15 protein-coding genes are annotated in these 15,009 nt (G+C 62.0%); 4 read left to right on the forward strand and 11 right to left on the reverse strand.

What is annotated here, in order from left to right; all coding sequences use genetic code 11:
• The first annotated feature begins 13 nt into the window (after positions 1-13).
• Positions 14-247, forward strand: coding sequence for a BolA family transcriptional regulator (locus EQW76_RS02595; RefSeq protein WP_142822835.1), 234 nt, complete (start codon positions 14-16; stop codon positions 245-247).
• 16 nt (positions 248-263) lie between these two features.
• Here EQW76_RS02595 and EQW76_RS02600 read toward each other — a convergent pair whose 3' ends face one another.
• The gene (locus EQW76_RS02600) at positions 264-1,415 is read right to left on the reverse strand and encodes a hypothetical protein (RefSeq protein ID WP_142822837.1); all 1,152 of its coding nucleotides are present in this window, start codon (positions 1,413-1,415) and stop codon (positions 264-266) included.
• Positions 1,416-1,701: 286 nt separating this feature from the next.
• Between EQW76_RS02600 and grxD the strand changes: the two genes are divergently transcribed.
• The 3 genes from grxD (at position 1,702) to EQW76_RS02615 (ending at position 4,697) form a co-directional block, all read left to right on the forward strand.
• Positions 1,702-2,034 carry a Grx4 family monothiol glutaredoxin gene (gene grxD, locus EQW76_RS02605; RefSeq protein WP_142822838.1) on the forward strand — a complete coding sequence of 111 codons (333 nt, stop codon included), beginning with the start codon at positions 1,702-1,704 and terminating at the stop codon, positions 2,032-2,034.
• Between the two features lie 139 nt (positions 2,035-2,173).
• Positions 2,174-3,403, forward strand: a complete 1,230-nt coding sequence (locus EQW76_RS02610; RefSeq protein ID WP_142823588.1) for a multidrug effflux MFS transporter — start codon at positions 2,174-2,176, stop codon at positions 3,401-3,403.
• A gap of 10 nt (positions 3,404-3,413) precedes the next feature.
• Positions 3,414-4,697, forward strand: coding sequence for a multidrug effflux MFS transporter (locus tag EQW76_RS02615; protein WP_142822840.1), 1,284 nt, complete (start codon positions 3,414-3,416; stop codon positions 4,695-4,697).
• A 10-nt stretch (positions 4,698-4,707) separates the two neighbouring features.
• Here EQW76_RS02615 and EQW76_RS02620 read toward each other — a convergent pair whose 3' ends face one another.
• The 10 genes from EQW76_RS02620 to EQW76_RS02665 all read right to left on the reverse strand — a co-directional run bounded on the left by EQW76_RS02620 (position 4,708) and on the right by EQW76_RS02665 (position 14,976).
• Complete coding sequence (locus EQW76_RS02620) at positions 4,708-5,532, reverse strand: inositol monophosphatase family protein (RefSeq protein WP_142822842.1); 825 nt, start codon at positions 5,530-5,532, stop codon at positions 4,708-4,710.
• Between the two features lie 21 nt (positions 5,533-5,553).
• Positions 5,554-6,381 (reverse strand): inositol monophosphatase, encoded by an 828-nt coding sequence (locus EQW76_RS02625; protein ID WP_142822843.1) that lies wholly within the window; start codon positions 6,379-6,381, stop codon positions 5,554-5,556.
• Between the two features lie 48 nt (positions 6,382-6,429).
• Positions 6,430-7,302 carry a tRNA 2-thiocytidine(32) synthetase TtcA gene (ttcA, locus tag EQW76_RS02630; protein ID WP_142822845.1) on the reverse strand — a complete coding sequence of 291 codons (873 nt, stop codon included), beginning with the start codon at positions 7,300-7,302 and terminating at the stop codon, positions 6,430-6,432.
• Positions 7,303-7,373: 71 nt separating this feature from the next.
• Entirely contained in the window at positions 7,374-8,303 is a 930-nt protein-coding gene (locus EQW76_RS02635; protein WP_142822846.1) for a glutaminase, read from the reverse strand.
• 67 nt (positions 8,304-8,370) lie between these two features.
• Positions 8,371-8,988, reverse strand: coding sequence for a 30S ribosomal protein S4 (rpsD, locus tag EQW76_RS02640; RefSeq protein WP_111221875.1), 618 nt, complete (start codon positions 8,986-8,988; stop codon positions 8,371-8,373).
• Between the two features lie 279 nt (positions 8,989-9,267).
• Positions 9,268-10,782, reverse strand: a complete 1,515-nt coding sequence (locus EQW76_RS02645; RefSeq protein ID WP_142822848.1) for an ATP-binding protein — start codon at positions 10,780-10,782, stop codon at positions 9,268-9,270.
• A 168-nt stretch (positions 10,783-10,950) separates the two neighbouring features.
• Entirely contained in the window at positions 10,951-11,238 is a 288-nt protein-coding gene (locus tag EQW76_RS02650) for a HigA family addiction module antitoxin (RefSeq protein WP_142822850.1), read from the reverse strand.
• A 40-nt stretch (positions 11,239-11,278) separates the two neighbouring features.
• Positions 11,279-12,079: a glutamate racemase gene (murI, locus tag EQW76_RS02655; protein ID WP_142822851.1), complete on the reverse strand. Its 801-nt coding sequence runs from the start codon at positions 12,077-12,079 to the stop codon at positions 11,279-11,281.
• The gene (locus EQW76_RS02660; RefSeq protein WP_142822853.1) at positions 12,060-12,887 is read right to left on the reverse strand and encodes an RNA methyltransferase; all 828 of its coding nucleotides are present in this window, start codon (positions 12,885-12,887) and stop codon (positions 12,060-12,062) included. Before EQW76_RS02660 ends, murI begins: the two co-directional genes overlap by 20 nt.
• Positions 12,888-12,963: 76 nt before the next feature.
• The gene (locus tag EQW76_RS02665) at positions 12,964-14,976 is read right to left on the reverse strand and encodes an FUSC family protein (protein WP_142822855.1); all 2,013 of its coding nucleotides are present in this window, start codon (positions 14,974-14,976) and stop codon (positions 12,964-12,966) included.
• Between the last annotated feature and the right edge of the window lie 33 nt (positions 14,977-15,009).

The following is a 15,009-nucleotide window of genomic DNA, read 5'->3' on the forward strand; positions in this document are numbered from 1 at the left end:
GGAGTAGACGACGATGGCCATGAAACCCGGCGATATCGAAGACATGATCAAGGCCGGCATTCCCGGCGCCACAGTAACGATCCGCGACCTTGCCGGCGACGGCGATCACTATGCGGCTGAGGTGGTCTCCGAGGCATTCCGCGGCAAGACACGCGTGCAGCAGCACAAGATGGTCTATGACGCCCTGCAGGGAAACATGGGCGGCGTACTGCACGCCCTGGCGCTGCAGACGTCCATACCGGAGTAACAAGGATTGCCGGTTCCTAGAGGACCGGCAGTTTCTTCTGGGTGAACTGCGTGAAATCTGACGCCGGCAGCGGGCCAGCCGTCATCAGCGTAAAATCGAAGGGCGCCTTCAGATCCGGCCCCAGCACGTATTGACGGTGAACGCGCAGGAAATCGCGCTTGATCTTCCGGTAGTGGACGTCGCTCAGCATGGTCTTGAAGCGCACGAAGATAATATCCCCCTGCCTTTTTTCCGGATGACCGCAAAGCGCCACGACCTTTGTCTTGTAGAAATGGATGGCGTCGGTCAGGCAATGGACCTCGATCAACGAGATCGCCGGACAATCCGCAATCAGCCCTACCCGCGCGCGCAGAACCTTCGCCGAGCGGAACAAAGCGCATTGCAGGATCGCGCTTCCAAGCGTGAGGAAAACTACCCGCTTGCCTTCGAATAACGCAGGCTCCCGCTCGAGCAGAAGGCCGATCACATGGGCTGCCACGGTCGAGCCCATGCTGTGCGACGAGATCACATACTCATCGGCAGGCTCGCGCAGTGCCTCGCGAACCACGACGGCGCAGCGCTCCAGCCAGGCTTGCGCATCGAGGCCACGCAGCCCCGCCATCGCCACAGCCATCTCCCAGTCCGAAAACAGATGCAACGTATGCAGCCTGTCTCTGCGAGGTAGAAACACATACCAAAAGAGCACTGCAGCAAGCGGCATACTGAAAAGCAGGCTCCAGGCACCAAGCCCCAGATAATAGGGCACAGCGGCTATCAGCATGCCTGCGGCAAATGCCGCCATCACCAGCAGGAATGGAAAGACGAAGAACAATCCGAAGCGCCATGCATGGCGGAAGTAGCCGCCCATTCCGCCGCCGACGACGACGCGGAGCGCTGCGAGATACCCGAAGCCGAGGCGGGTGAGGAGGTTGCGGCTGTTGAGACCCGATACGAGATCATTGTGATCGAAAATATGCACGCGGCTTTTGGTCTGCCAGTCACTGGCACTGGCACTAACATCGAAATACGAGGTGGCGCCAGTGCGCTTGAAATCGCCGATAGCGGCATCGTAGCCCCAAACCTCGGCGCTCTGCTTTGCCGAACGTGCGTAACGCGCCCTGTGGGCCGCAGCGTCGAGCGGCTCGAAACCCGGAAAATGCAGGACGACCCGCTTCTGAACCTTTGTCATCGACGTCCATCAATGTCGCGAGAGCCGCGACGAACACAAGTTATCAGGAGGCCCGGCAGGACTGGAAAGACACACTGCATGGCAAGGTGGTTTGCTAGACGAAGTCGCTCGATATTCATAGCCGCGATGTTTCGGCAGGTATCATTTGGTCCAACCCCGCCTCGCCCATCAGCCGCTAAAAAAGGCAATGCCGCACTATTGCGGCTGGAATTTGAGCGACCACATGCTATGTAAGACGAACAATCGACGATGCGGGCCTTGAACCCGCATGTGAAAGGATAATCTGATGAGCGGCATCAACGAATTGATCGACAATGAAGTGAAGAGCAGCGACGTCGTTCTGTTCATGAAGGGCACACCGCAGTTTCCGCAGTGTGGCTTCTCCGGAAAAGTCGTGCAGATCCTTGATTACATCGGTGTCGACTACAAGGGCGTCAATGTCCTTGCCGACGCTGAAATCCGTCAGGGCATCAAGGACTATTCGAACTGGCCGACTATCCCCCAGCTCTACGTCAAGGGTGAGTTCATCGGCGGCTGCGACATCATCACCGAGATGTTCCAGGCCGGCGAACTCCAGCAGCATTTCCAGGAACACGGCGTCCCCGTCCGCGTTGCCTGATCGGGCACCGGGCACCCGCCCGGTTTCCATTGTCCAGTCCATCTGCTAGGCGCTGCCTCATAGGCAGCGCCTCAGCTCGTCTATGGGAATGAAATCCGTGGCAAACTCCTCCGAAGCCATGTCCGCTGGCCGCGTGCCGATGGGCAAACGCGAATTCATCGCGCTGGCTGCACTGCTAATGGCTCTAAACGCGCTTGCGATCGACATCATGCTGCCGGCGCTGCAGCAGATCGGCGCCAGCCTCGGCGTCGAAAATGAAAATCATCGGCAATACATCGTCTCGGCCTATCTCATGGGCTTTGGCGGCGCACAGCTTGTATACGGTCCGCTTTCGGACCGCTTCGGACGGCGCGTGCCGTTGATTGCCGGCGTGGTCATCTACATCCTGTCGTCGCTCGGCATTGCCTTCATTCCCTCGTTCTTCGGCCTGCTGGCACTGCGTTTCGTCCAGGGGCTGGGAGCTGCCGCCACGCGCGTCATCACCATTTCCATCGTCCGCGACATCTATGGCGGCAGGCAGATGGCCGAGGTCATGTCGCTGATCATGATGGTATTCATGATCGTGCCGGTAATTGCGCCGGGATCTGGCCAGATCATTATGCTTTTTGCCAGCTGGCACATGATCTTCGTATTTATCGCCGCCATCGCGTCCTGCGTGCTGGTCTGGGTCTACTTCCGCATGCCGGACACGCTGCATGCCGAGGACGTGCGCCCCTTCACGGTAAAATCGATCCTGGCCGGCTTTGCGATCGTTCTCTCGAACCGCACCGCGCTCTGCTATACGCTCGCCAGCACCTTCATATTCGGGGCGCTGTTCGGCTTTATCAACTCCGCCCAGCAGATCTATGTCGGCATCTACAAGCTCGGTGTCTACGCACCACTGGCCTTTGGGGGTGTCGCCCTTTTCATGGCGTCTGCATCCTTTGCCAACTCGCAACTGGTCGGGCGCTTCGGTATGCGCCGCCTGTCGCACGCCTCGCTGATCGGCTTTAGCGTCATTACCTTCGTTTGGCTGGTCGTACAGCTGTCCTTCGCGTCGCCGATGCCATTTCCGCTGTTCATCGTCTTCTTCGCGCTGGTGATGTTCCAGTTCGGCCTGATCGGCTCGAACTTCAACGCGCTGGCCATGGAGCCGCTCGGTCACGTCGCCGGGACCGCCTCGTCCGTGCTCGGCTTCATGAGCACCGTCGGTGGCGCCCTGATCGGCGCGGCCATCGGCCAGTCCTTCGACGGAACGGCGACGCCGATGGTGGTGGGCTACTTCACGGTGTCGCTGATCGCTCTCGGTTTCGTCCTATATGCCGAGCGCGGCAAGCTTTTCCGGCCGCACAACGCACCCGTCGTCAACGATCCCTCCCTCGCCCACTGACAGGCCTCACATGACCCAGCCGATAACATCGAACGACGTGGCGCCGGGAGGATCGGAGCGCATCGGTCTGGGACTGGTGGAGTTCATCGTCACCATCGCCCTGATGACCGCCAGCGTGTCTCTGGCGATCGACAGCATGCTGCCGGCGCTACCCAGGATCGGCGCAGCGCTCGGCGTGCCCACCGCCAACGACACCCAGCTGGTGATCGGCGTGTTCTTCTTCGGCTTCGGCCTGGCGCAGCTCGTCTTCGGCAGCCTGTCAGACACCTATGGGCGCCGCAACATCCTTCTCGGCGGCCTTGTCTTCTACGTCATCACGATGTTCGCCGCAGCCTGGACCGACAGTTTCGCGGTCCTCCTCGCGCTACGTTTCGCGCAAGGCGTGGGTGCCGCCGCCGTCCGCATCACCACGATGGCAATGGTCCGCGATTGTTTCGGCGGACGCGAGATGGCGCGGGTCATGTCCTTCGTGATGATCGTCTTCATGATCGTCCCCATCGTCGCCCCGGCCCTCGGCCAGCTGATCATCACCGTTGCGACCTGGCCGTGGATCTTCATTTTGCTCGGCAGCGCCGGCGCGGTGTTGCTGGTCTGGGCGTTTTTCCGGATGAACGAATCCCTGCCCCTGACGGAGCGGCTGCCGCTATCGACGCGCTCCGTGCTGTCAGGCTTCCGCACCGTGCTCACCAACCGCATCACCTGCGGCTACATGCTCGGCATGACGCTGTTTACTGGTGTCATCTGCGCCTATGTGATGTCGGTGCAGCAGGTGTTCGGTGAAGTCTTCGGTCTCGGCGACTGGTTGCCATTAGCCTTTGCCGCAAGCGCCGGCGGCATTGCGATCGCCAATTTCGCCAATGGCTTCTTCGTCCGCCGTTTCGGGATGCGGCGCATCTCCCACGCGGCCATGATCCTGTTCACGATCATCGCCGCTTGCGGTTTTGTATTCGCGCTGGCGATGCCACCGAGCTTCATCGTCACATATCTGCTGATTTCGTCGCTGCTGGTGATGTTCGCCGTCATCGCCACCAATTTCACCGCCATCTGCCTGGAGCCAATGGGCCACCTTGCGGGCACCGCCACTTCGATCACCGGCTTCGTCTCGACGACCGGCGGCGCGCTGGTCGGCGGCGCGGTCGGCCAGCTGTTCGACAGCACGACGCGGCCGCTGTTTGCAGGATTTGCAATCTTCGGCGCGCTGACGATCGCGGCCGTCCTATGGGCTGAAAATGGCAAGCTGTTTTCCCACCCCGGCGACGATCCCGTCCTCGACCCCGGCGCCATGCACGGCTGAAACGCCAGCCTCAGAGCGTGAAGACCTCACGGCGCAGCGTCTCCCAGGATGCCTTGTCCGGCGTGATCAGCAGCCCGCCGTCTGAGTGGTGGGGCAGGTAGCGAGATCTATCGAAGCGCGCCGCATAGGCACCCGCCTCCTCGCTGATCAGCACGCCGGCCAGATGGTCCCAGGGCAGGATCTTGTTGTACATCAGGTAATGCACGTGGCCGCCGGCAAAGGTGCGGTATTCATGCGCCGCGCAGCGATAGTTGGAAGCAAAGCGCACCTTAGCGAGATTACCCATGACCTCGGCGCGCTTGCTCTTGTCGATGAAGCCCGTCGAGGCAAAACCGGTCATCTGCTCCAGTGGCACCGGCGCTGCCACGGACAGGCGCTCCGCCTCGCCGCCTGGCCTGCGGAGCCAGGCGCCGCTACCTTTTTCCGCCATCACCCAGTCGTCGCCCATCGGATCGAATATGATCCCGGCGATGGTTTCACCTCGAACGACCACCGACGCCATGACGCCGAAGGCAGGAACGCCTGCGGCAAAGTTGAATGTGCCGTCGACCGGATCGACGATGATCGCAAGATCCGCGCCCTCAAGCTTGCCGAGAAGATCCGGGTCGGCCGCGACCGATTCCTCGCCGATGAACACCGCCTCCGGCCAGAGCCTCTCGACCTCGGCCTTGATCATCCGCTCGGCCTGCTCGTCGGCCTCGGTCACCAGATCGGTCGCTTCCGACTTTATACGGATATCGCCGGCACCGAGACGACGGAAGCGCGGCAGGATTTCAGCCTGCGCCGCGTTTCGCAGCAGGTTGGCGAGAACGGTGATGTCGACGGTCGCGGTCATGGCAGTGTTCCTCGATTGATGTCAGAGACCGATGATCTCCCGGCGAACCGCTTCCCAGCTCTCCCGGTCGGCAGCGGCAATGATGCCGCCGGTCATTTCGCCCGGTGGATGGGCCGAGCCGTCAAAGCGGGCGCTATAGCCACCCGCCTCGCGGTGGATCAGCAGCCCGGCCAGATGATCCCAGGGATTGAGCTTCTCATGGGCCACGAAGTCGATCTTGCCTGACGACAGCATCCAGTACTCATGGGCCGAGCAGTTGTAGTAGAAGCTCATCCGGATCTTGGCCATGTTGCTGGCAATTCGCGAACGTTCCGGCTCGCCCATATGCGCCCAGGCGACGATACCGGTCATGGAAGAAACGGGTTTCGGCGCAGCGACCCGCAGCCGCTGGGAACTGCCGTTGCTACGCGTCAGGTGCGCGCCTCCGCCGGCAACCGCAGTGATGGTGTCGCCGAGAACAGGATCATGGATAATGCCCGCCACGGTCTCGCCATTTGCGACGACGGCAAGGATGGTGCCGAACATCGGCAGGCCGGCCGCAAAGTTGAAAGTGCCGTCGACGGGATCTATGACGAAGGCAAGTTCCGCGCGGTTCAGGGCAGGCACCACCGAGCGATCGGTATCGTAAGCCTCCTCGCCGACGATGAGCGCTTGCGGGAAACGCTGCCGCAGGGCTTTCGTGATACGCTCCTCGGACAGCAGATCCGCCTGCGTCACGAGGTCGATGGACGATGTCTTTTCGGCGATGTCGGCGGTCTGAAGATTGCGGAAACGCGGCATGATTTCCGCTTCGCCAGCCTGCCGGACCTGTTCGACCAGGAAAGCGATGTCATTTTCGTTAATGGCCATAAAAACCCGATCCCTCACAATATGCTGCGCTGCGGCATAACCGCTATGTCACGACGGTTTTGTGACAGCAAGACCGGAAAAATCGAACAGGGCGGGATCGAGCAGATGCGACGGGTTCACATGCGCCAGGGCGCGTAGCATTGTGTCCTTGCGGCCGGGCATGCGGCGTTCGATATCGGCGAGCATATCCTTCATGGCGTTGCGCTGCAGGCCATCCTGCGAGCCGCAGAGATCGCAGGGAATGATCGGGAACTGCATGGCGGCTGCGAACTTCGCAAGGTCGTCCTCGGCGGCATAGGCAAGCGGACGGAGCACCATCAGGTCGCCCTCGTCGTTGAGCAGCTTTGCCGGCATCGATGCCAGACGACCGCCATGAAAGAAGTTCATGAAGAAGGTCTCGAGGATGTCTTCCCGGTGATGCCCGAGCACCAGCGCCTCGCAACCCTCCTCGCGAGCGATGCGATAGAGATTGCCGCGACGCAGCCGCGAGCAGAGCGAACAGTATGTGCCCCCGGCCGGCACTTTTTCCTTCACGATGGAATATGTGTCCCGATACTCGATCCGGTGCGGCACGCCGACCTTCGTCAGGTACTCCGGCAGCACGTGCTTGGGAAAATTCGGCTGCCCCTGGTCGAGATTGCAGGCGATGAGGTCTACCGGCAGCAGCCCGCGCCATTTCAGGTCGAGCAGCAGCGACAGCAGGCCATAGGAATCCTTGCCACCGGAGACACCAACCAGCCAGCGCTTCTGACCCTTCAGCATGTCGAAATCGTCAAATGCCTGGCGCACTTGGCGCAACAGGCGCTTGCGCAGCTTGTTGAAGGATACGGAGCGCGGCGCATCAGCGAAAAGCGGGTGCGCGCCGGCGGCATCCTCGATGTCGGCTTGGATTTCGTCGACCACGGGCATCGCTATGTTCATATCACCATCCATCCAGGGTCGGCTGCCCTTGCCTCAGGCCATAGCAGAACGGCCCACCGAAGACACGCCTCTCAATCGCCAAATACCGACCAGCCGGTACGCGCCGCCAGCATTTCGAGCGCCACTGCGCCCAACTGCGAGTTGCCGACCTTGTTCAGCCCCGGCGACCAGACGGCGATGGAGGCGACCCCGGGCGCGATTGCCAGGATACCGCCGCCGACGCCGCTCTTGCCGGGCAGGCCGACGTGATAGGCAAAGTCACCGGATCCATCGTAATGGCCGCACATCAGCATCAGCGCATTGATGCGCCGCGCCCGCTTCGGCGACACGACGGAATGGCCGGTGACCGGGTTGCTGCCGCGCGCGGCGAGATAGAGCCCCGCCTTCGACAGCTGGCTGCAACTCATGGCCAGTGCGCACTGGTGAAAATAGACGCCCAGTACATGCTCGACGGGATTTTCGATGTTGTGGTAGGCCCGCATGAAATTGGTCAGGGCAAAGTTTCGAAAACCGGTCTGCGCCTCGGAGCGGGCGACGCGGTCGTCGATGAGAATCGATTCGTCATCGGCCAGATACCGCATGAACCGCAGGAACTCGCCGATCACTTCTTTTGGCGCATGGCCGGAGAGAACGACATCGGTAACCGCAATGGCGCCGGCATTGATGAAGGGGTTGCGCGGAATGCCGGCTTCCTGCTCGAGTTGGACGATGGAATTGAAGGCCGAACCCGATGGCTCGCGACCCACTCGTTTCCACAGCTGCTCGCCGATCTTGCCGAGCGCCAGCGTCAGCATGAAGACTTTCGAGATACTCTGGATCGAGAACGACATTTCGGCATCGCCGACGCGATAGACGCGGCCATCGACGGTGGTGATCGCCATGCCGAACTGGCGGACGTCGACCTTGGCAAGCTCGGGGATATAATCGGCAACCTTGCCCTCGCCGAGCCGTGGCAACAGGTCGGCATGAATGCTGTCGAGGATCGCCTGCACGTCGGTCATCGTCGCCTCCGAATAGAAAAAAGCCGCCCCGAGGAGCGGCTTTCCAATAGTATGATAATCGCGTCGATTAACGCGAGTAGAATTCGACGACCAGCTGCGGTTCCATGACGACGGCGTAAGGAACGTCGGTCAGGGTCGGCACGCGGACGAAAGTCGCAACCATCTTGTTGTGGTCGACTTCGATGTAGTCAGGAACATCGCGCTCAGCGAGGCCAACGGCTTCGAGAACGATGACCAGCTGCTTCGACTTCTGACGCACTTCGATAACATCGCCGGCCTTGCAACGGTAGGAACCGATGTTGACGCGGACGCCGTTGACCGTGACGTGGCCGTGGTTGACGAACTGACGGGCAGCAAAGACCGTTGGAACGAACTTGGCGCGATAGACGATCGCATCCAGACGCGATTCCAGCAGACCGATCAGGTTTTCAGACGTATCGCCCTTGCGGCGGTCGGCTTCGGCGAAGATCGCGCGGAACTGTTTTTCGCGCAGGTCGCCGTAGTAGCCCTTGAGCTTCTGCTTGGCGCGCAGCTGAACGCCGAAATCCGAAAGCTTACCCTTGCGGCGCTGACCGTGCTGGCCAGGACCGTATTCGCGACGGTTGACCGGCGACTTCGGGCGGCCCCAGATGTTCTCGCCCATACGGCGATCGATTTTATACTTGGATGATGCGCGCTTGCTCATCGTATTTCCCTATCAAGATGTTCGACCGGTTTGTTGCCAAACCAGATCAAGGAAACACGCCCTCCTCTGAACCCGGTTTTCGGGGTTCCGACAGGTTCCTCACATTCGCGAACGGAGGAGCCACGGGACATGTCAAATGAAACACCGGACATTTCTGCCCGGCGTTGGGCGCTGTTTAGGCAGAAGTCATGGAATTGTCAACAACGGATGCCGCTAGGAAACGCCTGTACCGGCAAAACCGGCACAGGCCAGCCATTCAACCACAAAGCTAGCCTTGAATCACTCGGCTGCCGTCTGTGTCACGCTGACATCGTCGACGGCATTGGCGTCGCCCGGCGCCGTCTGGCAATCGATATCGGGAAAAGCCACGACTCGCCTGCCGGAAAAATCGGTGTGCACCACGACGCTGCCCTGTTCCTCGAAATAGCTGAGCAGGCGTCTGGCGCGTCGGGCGGAGTGCGTGCCGTAGGCGCGCGCGATCCGCGCATCCGACGGGCACGGCTCGCCGCAGATGGCAGCCTTTGCGAGCATCAGGAACACGCCTTGCAGATCGTCGGTGACGCCCTTCGACAACGTCATCGCCGTCGCCCAGTTTTCCGTCTCGGCAGTCACCGGATCGACGCCGGAGCGCGAGATCGCCACCCGGTGACGGAAATCCGGCATCGACAGCGGCGGCCCTGGAATGCGCCGCATGCGCACCCGCACCAGGAACTCCTGGTAGAGCACTGAATCGGTTCGGAAGCCGGAGGCAGGATCGTCGAGGATTTCAGCCAGTACGGCGCCCAGCCGCTCCTGCCGCTCCTCGGGGCTCACATCCGCCTGCTTCGGCCGGGCATCCTCGATCGGCGCCATTGCCGGCGGCACAAACCGCGAAAGCTCGGCCAGGATATCCGTCGTCGGCCTGGGCGTCGGTGTGCGGCGCACGGCAGCGCGCTGGAATTCCTGCGGATCCGGCGTGAAGATCAGGTCCTCGACATCCATCGGCGCATCCGGCAGCGGCATCAGCTTCGGGCTAGACGAGCGCGCCGAGGTTTCCACGGCACCGATGGTGATCGGCATCGGGCGGCGCGAGAGGGCCGGACCAAGCGCTACGAAATGGCCGCGCTGCAGGTCGCGGAACATCTCCGCCTGGCGCCGGTCCATGCCGAGCAGGTCGGCGGCACGCGCCATGTCGATGTCGAGGAAGGTGCGGCCCATCAGGAAGTTCGAGGCTTCGGCCGCCACGTTCTTGGCAAGCTTTGCCAGCCGCTGCGTGGCGATGACGCCGGCGAGCCCGCGCTTGCGGCCACGGCACATCAGGTTGGTCATCGCGCCGAGCGACATCTTGCGGGCATCGTCCGAGACTTCGCCGGCAACGGCGGGCGCGAACATCTGCGCCTCGTCGACGACGACAAGCACCGGATACCAGTATTCGCGGTCGGCATCGAACATGCCGTTCAAAAAGGCGGCGGCGGCGCGCATCTGCTGCTCGACATCGAGCCCCTCGAGCGTCAGGACGCAGGAGACCCGGTGCTGCCGGATGCGCGTCGCAATGCCCGTCAGTTCCGCCTCGCTACGCTCGCCATCGACGATCACATGGCCGAACTTGTCGGCAAGCGTAACGAAATCACCCTCGGGATCGATGATGCATTGCTGCACCCATTGCGCCGATTGCTCCAGCAGGCGCCGCAGAAGATGGGATTTGCCGGAGCCGGAATTGCCCTGCACCAGCAGGCGCGTCGCCAGCAGCTCCTCGATATCGAGCTGGGCGCTGGTCCCGCCGGACGCCGTCCCCATGTCGATGCCGACCTGCAATGCACTACCTCGTTCAGTCTAGACTCAGGAAATGTGAAGCTGCCATTGTTCAGCAACGGCGCGCTTCCGTCTATCAGAGAATTGCCGGGCGTTCGCCGCCGCGTTTGGGAAACCCACAAGGGATTTGCAAAGCGCACGCTGGCGCCGTTCAGTGCGGGCCACAGCCTCTCATGCGGCCTTGTCGTCCAATGGCCTCACCGCTGGATGATCGCGCTTCAAGGCTTGCGCCAGATCGTAATTGCATTGAAGCCCCAGCCAGAAGCGCGCCTTGCTGACGCCGGCCATTTCCAGCCGGACTGCGAGATCCGGGCTTATGGCTGCTCGGCCATTCAGAACGCGCGACAACGATACGCGTGAAATCTTCAGGCGCTCGGCAGCCTCGGTAACGGGAAGCCCCAATGGCAGAAGGAAATCCTGTCGCAACAATTCTCCGGGATGAGGAGGAGATTTCATCATGTCGGGGACCTCTTGGTTATACGCGCTCCATAACAGCACACTAAGCCCTCAGCCCAAACCCCTGCATCAGTCGCCGCGTCGCAAAATCCGGATTGCCCGAGGTGAACACCGCGAAGTCGTCCGCTTCCGGGTGAACGGCATCGGCGAGGACAGGCACGAGGCTGCGGGCGCGGCGGGCGATGGCCTCGGCGGGGTCGAGCCAGTCGACCGGCCAGGGTGCCAGGCGACGGAAGAGGTTGGCCATGAACGGATAGTGGGTGCAGGCGAGCACGACGATGTCGGTCTTGCGACCCTCCTTTTCCACGAAGCATTGGCCGATCTCCTGCAGCACGGCTTCGTCGGAGACCGGTTCGCCCCGGATATAAGCTTCCGCCATCCGCGCCAGGTTTTCCGAGCCGACGAGGCGGACATGGCACTGGGCGGCAAACGACTGGATCAGGTCGCGGGTATAGGCGCGCTTGACGGTTCCAGGCGTCGCCAGCACCGAGACGAGGCCGGAGCGGGTCCGCTCGGCCGCCGGTTTGATGGCTGGCACGGTGCCAACGAACGTCATGTCAGGAAAGGCGGCGCGCAGATCGGCGCCAGCCAGCGTGAAGGCGGTGTTGCAGGCAATGATGCAGATCTCGGGATCGTATTCGGCCAGCAGTCGAGCGAAGAGCGAGATGATGCGGTCTTTCAGCGGCTGCTCTTCCCAGCCGCCATAGGGGAAGCCGGCATCGTCGGCTACATAGACGAAGCCGCGCTCCGGCATCAGCACCCGCGCCTCGCGCAACACGGTCAGGCCGCCGATGCCCGAATCGAAGACCAGGATCGGCTTGGGCTCAGTCGTCGGCGCTGTCATCGACGGGTTTTTCCTTGGCGGCATTGCGCGGTTCGGCGCGGGACACGTTCCGCGGAAAGCGATCCAGCGACGAGATCACGCCACGCATGACACTGATCTCCTGCTCGGTGAACCCTTGCCGCGAAAACACAGCCCGGAGATTGTCGACCATCTTCGGCTTTTTTTCGATGGGATGAAAATAATTCCGCGCGCTCAGCGCTTCCTCGACATGGTCGAACAGCCCCTGAAGCTGCGATTTCGTCGATGGGCGCTGCGGATTGGCGGCAAAGCTGGTGACGCTCAGGTCCTCCATGCCGGACTTCATCCACTCATAGGACATCAGCAGCACGGCCTGGGCGATGTTCAGCGAGGCAAAAGCGGGATTGACCGGGAAAGTGACGATCTCGTCGGCCAACGCCACTTCCTCGTTGCTGAGACCCCAGCGCTCGCGCCCGAACAGAACGCCGCAGCGCTCGCCGGCGACAAAACGCCCCCGCAGTGTCTCCGCAGCCACGACAGGCGAGCGGACAGGCTTGTAGCCGTAGCGCTCGCGGGCCGTCGTGGCATACACGAAATGAAGATCGGCAATAGCTTCTTCCAGGGTCGGAAATACGCGCGTCGCCTCAATGACATGACTGGCATTTGAGGCAGCGGCAGTCGCCTTTTCGTTCGGCCATCCGTCGCGCGGGTTTACGAGACGCAGTTCGGCAAGGCCGAAATTCGCCATGGCGCGCGCCACCATGCCGATATTCTCGCCCATCTGCGGCTCGACCAGTATGATGACCGGCCCCTCGGCCAGCAACGGCTTTTCGCTGTTTGTTCCTGACATGACTATCCTCGATGCGCCGCAGTGGCGAAATTGCTGCCGGAAATACCCGCGAAGGCCCGGAACGGCAAGCCCCGGCTCATGGATAAAGCCGATCGAGCATCGATCCGACCATCTCGATGCCGAGCCGCATGCCGCCGCGCGACAGCGGCAGATGGCGCCCGGTCGCCCGCGCCGACTTGCGGTCGACGAAGAAGCACTCCGAGCCTCTGCCTGAGATAGCATTCAGCCGCTGAAGGTTCTCAGACACATTCAGCGCGATCTCACCATCCGGATCGTCGCGAGAAAAGGCGATATTGCGGGCAAAGACCCGGGCCCAGTAGGTGCAGGCCATCAGAATTGCCAGCGTCTGGCGCACATTGCCCGGTTTGCGCACCAGGCTCCAGGACTGGCCGAGGGGCTTGGCCGCGGTGGTGACGTCGCGGTAGGCGGCATCGAGGTTTTGCGACAGGCGGATCAGCTCCAGGCCCGGACCGCTTCCGCCGGCGGCATCTAGCAAGGCCCGGAGCGCATCGAACCACTTGACCAGCGCCCCATCCAGCACGCCTCGCGTCTTCGCTGGAAAGACCAGGAAGGCAACCGCCGCACCGGCCGTCGCGCCGATGATTGTTTCTCCGATACGTAGTTGCAGCACCTGTAGCGTCAGCGCGCCCGTCATGCCGTAGACCAAACATAGAACGATGGAGATGAAGAAGGTCATGGCCCCGTAGGACACTTGGATAAAGTAGAAGCCGAGAAAGATCGACACGACCGAAAGCAAGATGGCAATGGCGGTATGGCCCGCTACCACCAGCGCCAAGGCCATGCCGACGGCAATCCCCAGCACGGTGCCCATCGAGCGCTGAAACGCCTTCACAGCCGTATCGCCGCGCGAATTGGTGTTGGTGAACACCAGGAACGCCGTTAGCACCGCCCAGAACCAGCGCTCGCGGGACAACAGCAGACCGAAGACCATGGCGATGCCGGTGGCCAGCGTGATCTGCAGTGCCGATCGCATGGCGGCATCGTCGAGCGATAGTCTTGGCCACTTGATGACCGTGCGCGCGCCATTCCCGCCGGCGATATCGCTGAAACCCGTCATGCGGCCGAGAGACAGGGTTTCCGTCAGCGCATCGCGGGCGTCCCGGAGCCAGATCATCGCCCGCATCGTCTCGGAACTGCGCTTGTCCGCCATCGTCTCGAAGCCATCGGTCTCGCGCTCTAGCAGGGCGTCGTCATGGGCAATAACGGCGTGCACCAGCGCAAAGCTCGGCACGGCGCTCTGGCTCATCATGATGGCGCTTTCCGCCGCCAGATGGACGTCGAACAGACGCATGGAGATATCCACGGCCGGTGTATCGCTGGCGAGGGTACCGCTCGCCGGGGTATCGACGGCGGGTGCATCGTCGGACGGCTTGGGAATGAAGCTCTCCGCCATCAGTACGACGTCCTTCAGCCGCTCCTCAGCCTGGAGCAGCGCGCGATGCTCGGCTTCCGAAATCCGACCGTCGCGGACGCTGACCGCAAGTTCGATCAGCATCTGGTTGACCCGGCCGAGCACGCTCTCCAGCGCCCGCAGCAGGTCCTTGCGCCAGTCGTCCGGCAGCAGGACGGATCGCACGCCGTGGGCGACCAGCGACGAGACCACCGAGCCGATCGCCACCAGCGGCATCTCACCCAGCCTGGGCTGAAAATAGGCACCCATGAAATAGGACATAAAGGCGAACATGCCCACCGCATTCCAGCGCACGCCGAGGGCCCTCACCCAGCTTGCGGCAAAGATGATGGCGAGGAAGGCGACATCGCTGATGTAGCGATGGTCCGCGAGCAGCGCTGCCAGTATGACGGCCAGCACGCTGGCCAGGCAGCCGATCAGCCGTGTCACCAACTGTTCCGAAGGACGCTTGTCGCGCACGGTGAAGCCGCCCTGGATCGACAGGAGTATCCCGAGTGCATAGGCGACATCGGGCAGCGGCACGATCGTTGAATGGATGACGAAGAGAATGCTGAAGGATAGCACCACGGTCAGCGTCACCCGCGAGGCCTGTCGCAGCCGCGAAAATGCCGGGTCGTTGGCGGCCAGCCAATCACGAAACCGATGGGCGATGTGCATCAGGATCCTTCGTCGTTAAACGCATCGCCAGCC

Source organism: Rhizobium sp. rho-13.1 (assembly GCF_007000305.1).
GTDB lineage: Bacteria > Pseudomonadota > Alphaproteobacteria > Rhizobiales > Rhizobiaceae > Rhizobium > Rhizobium rhododendri.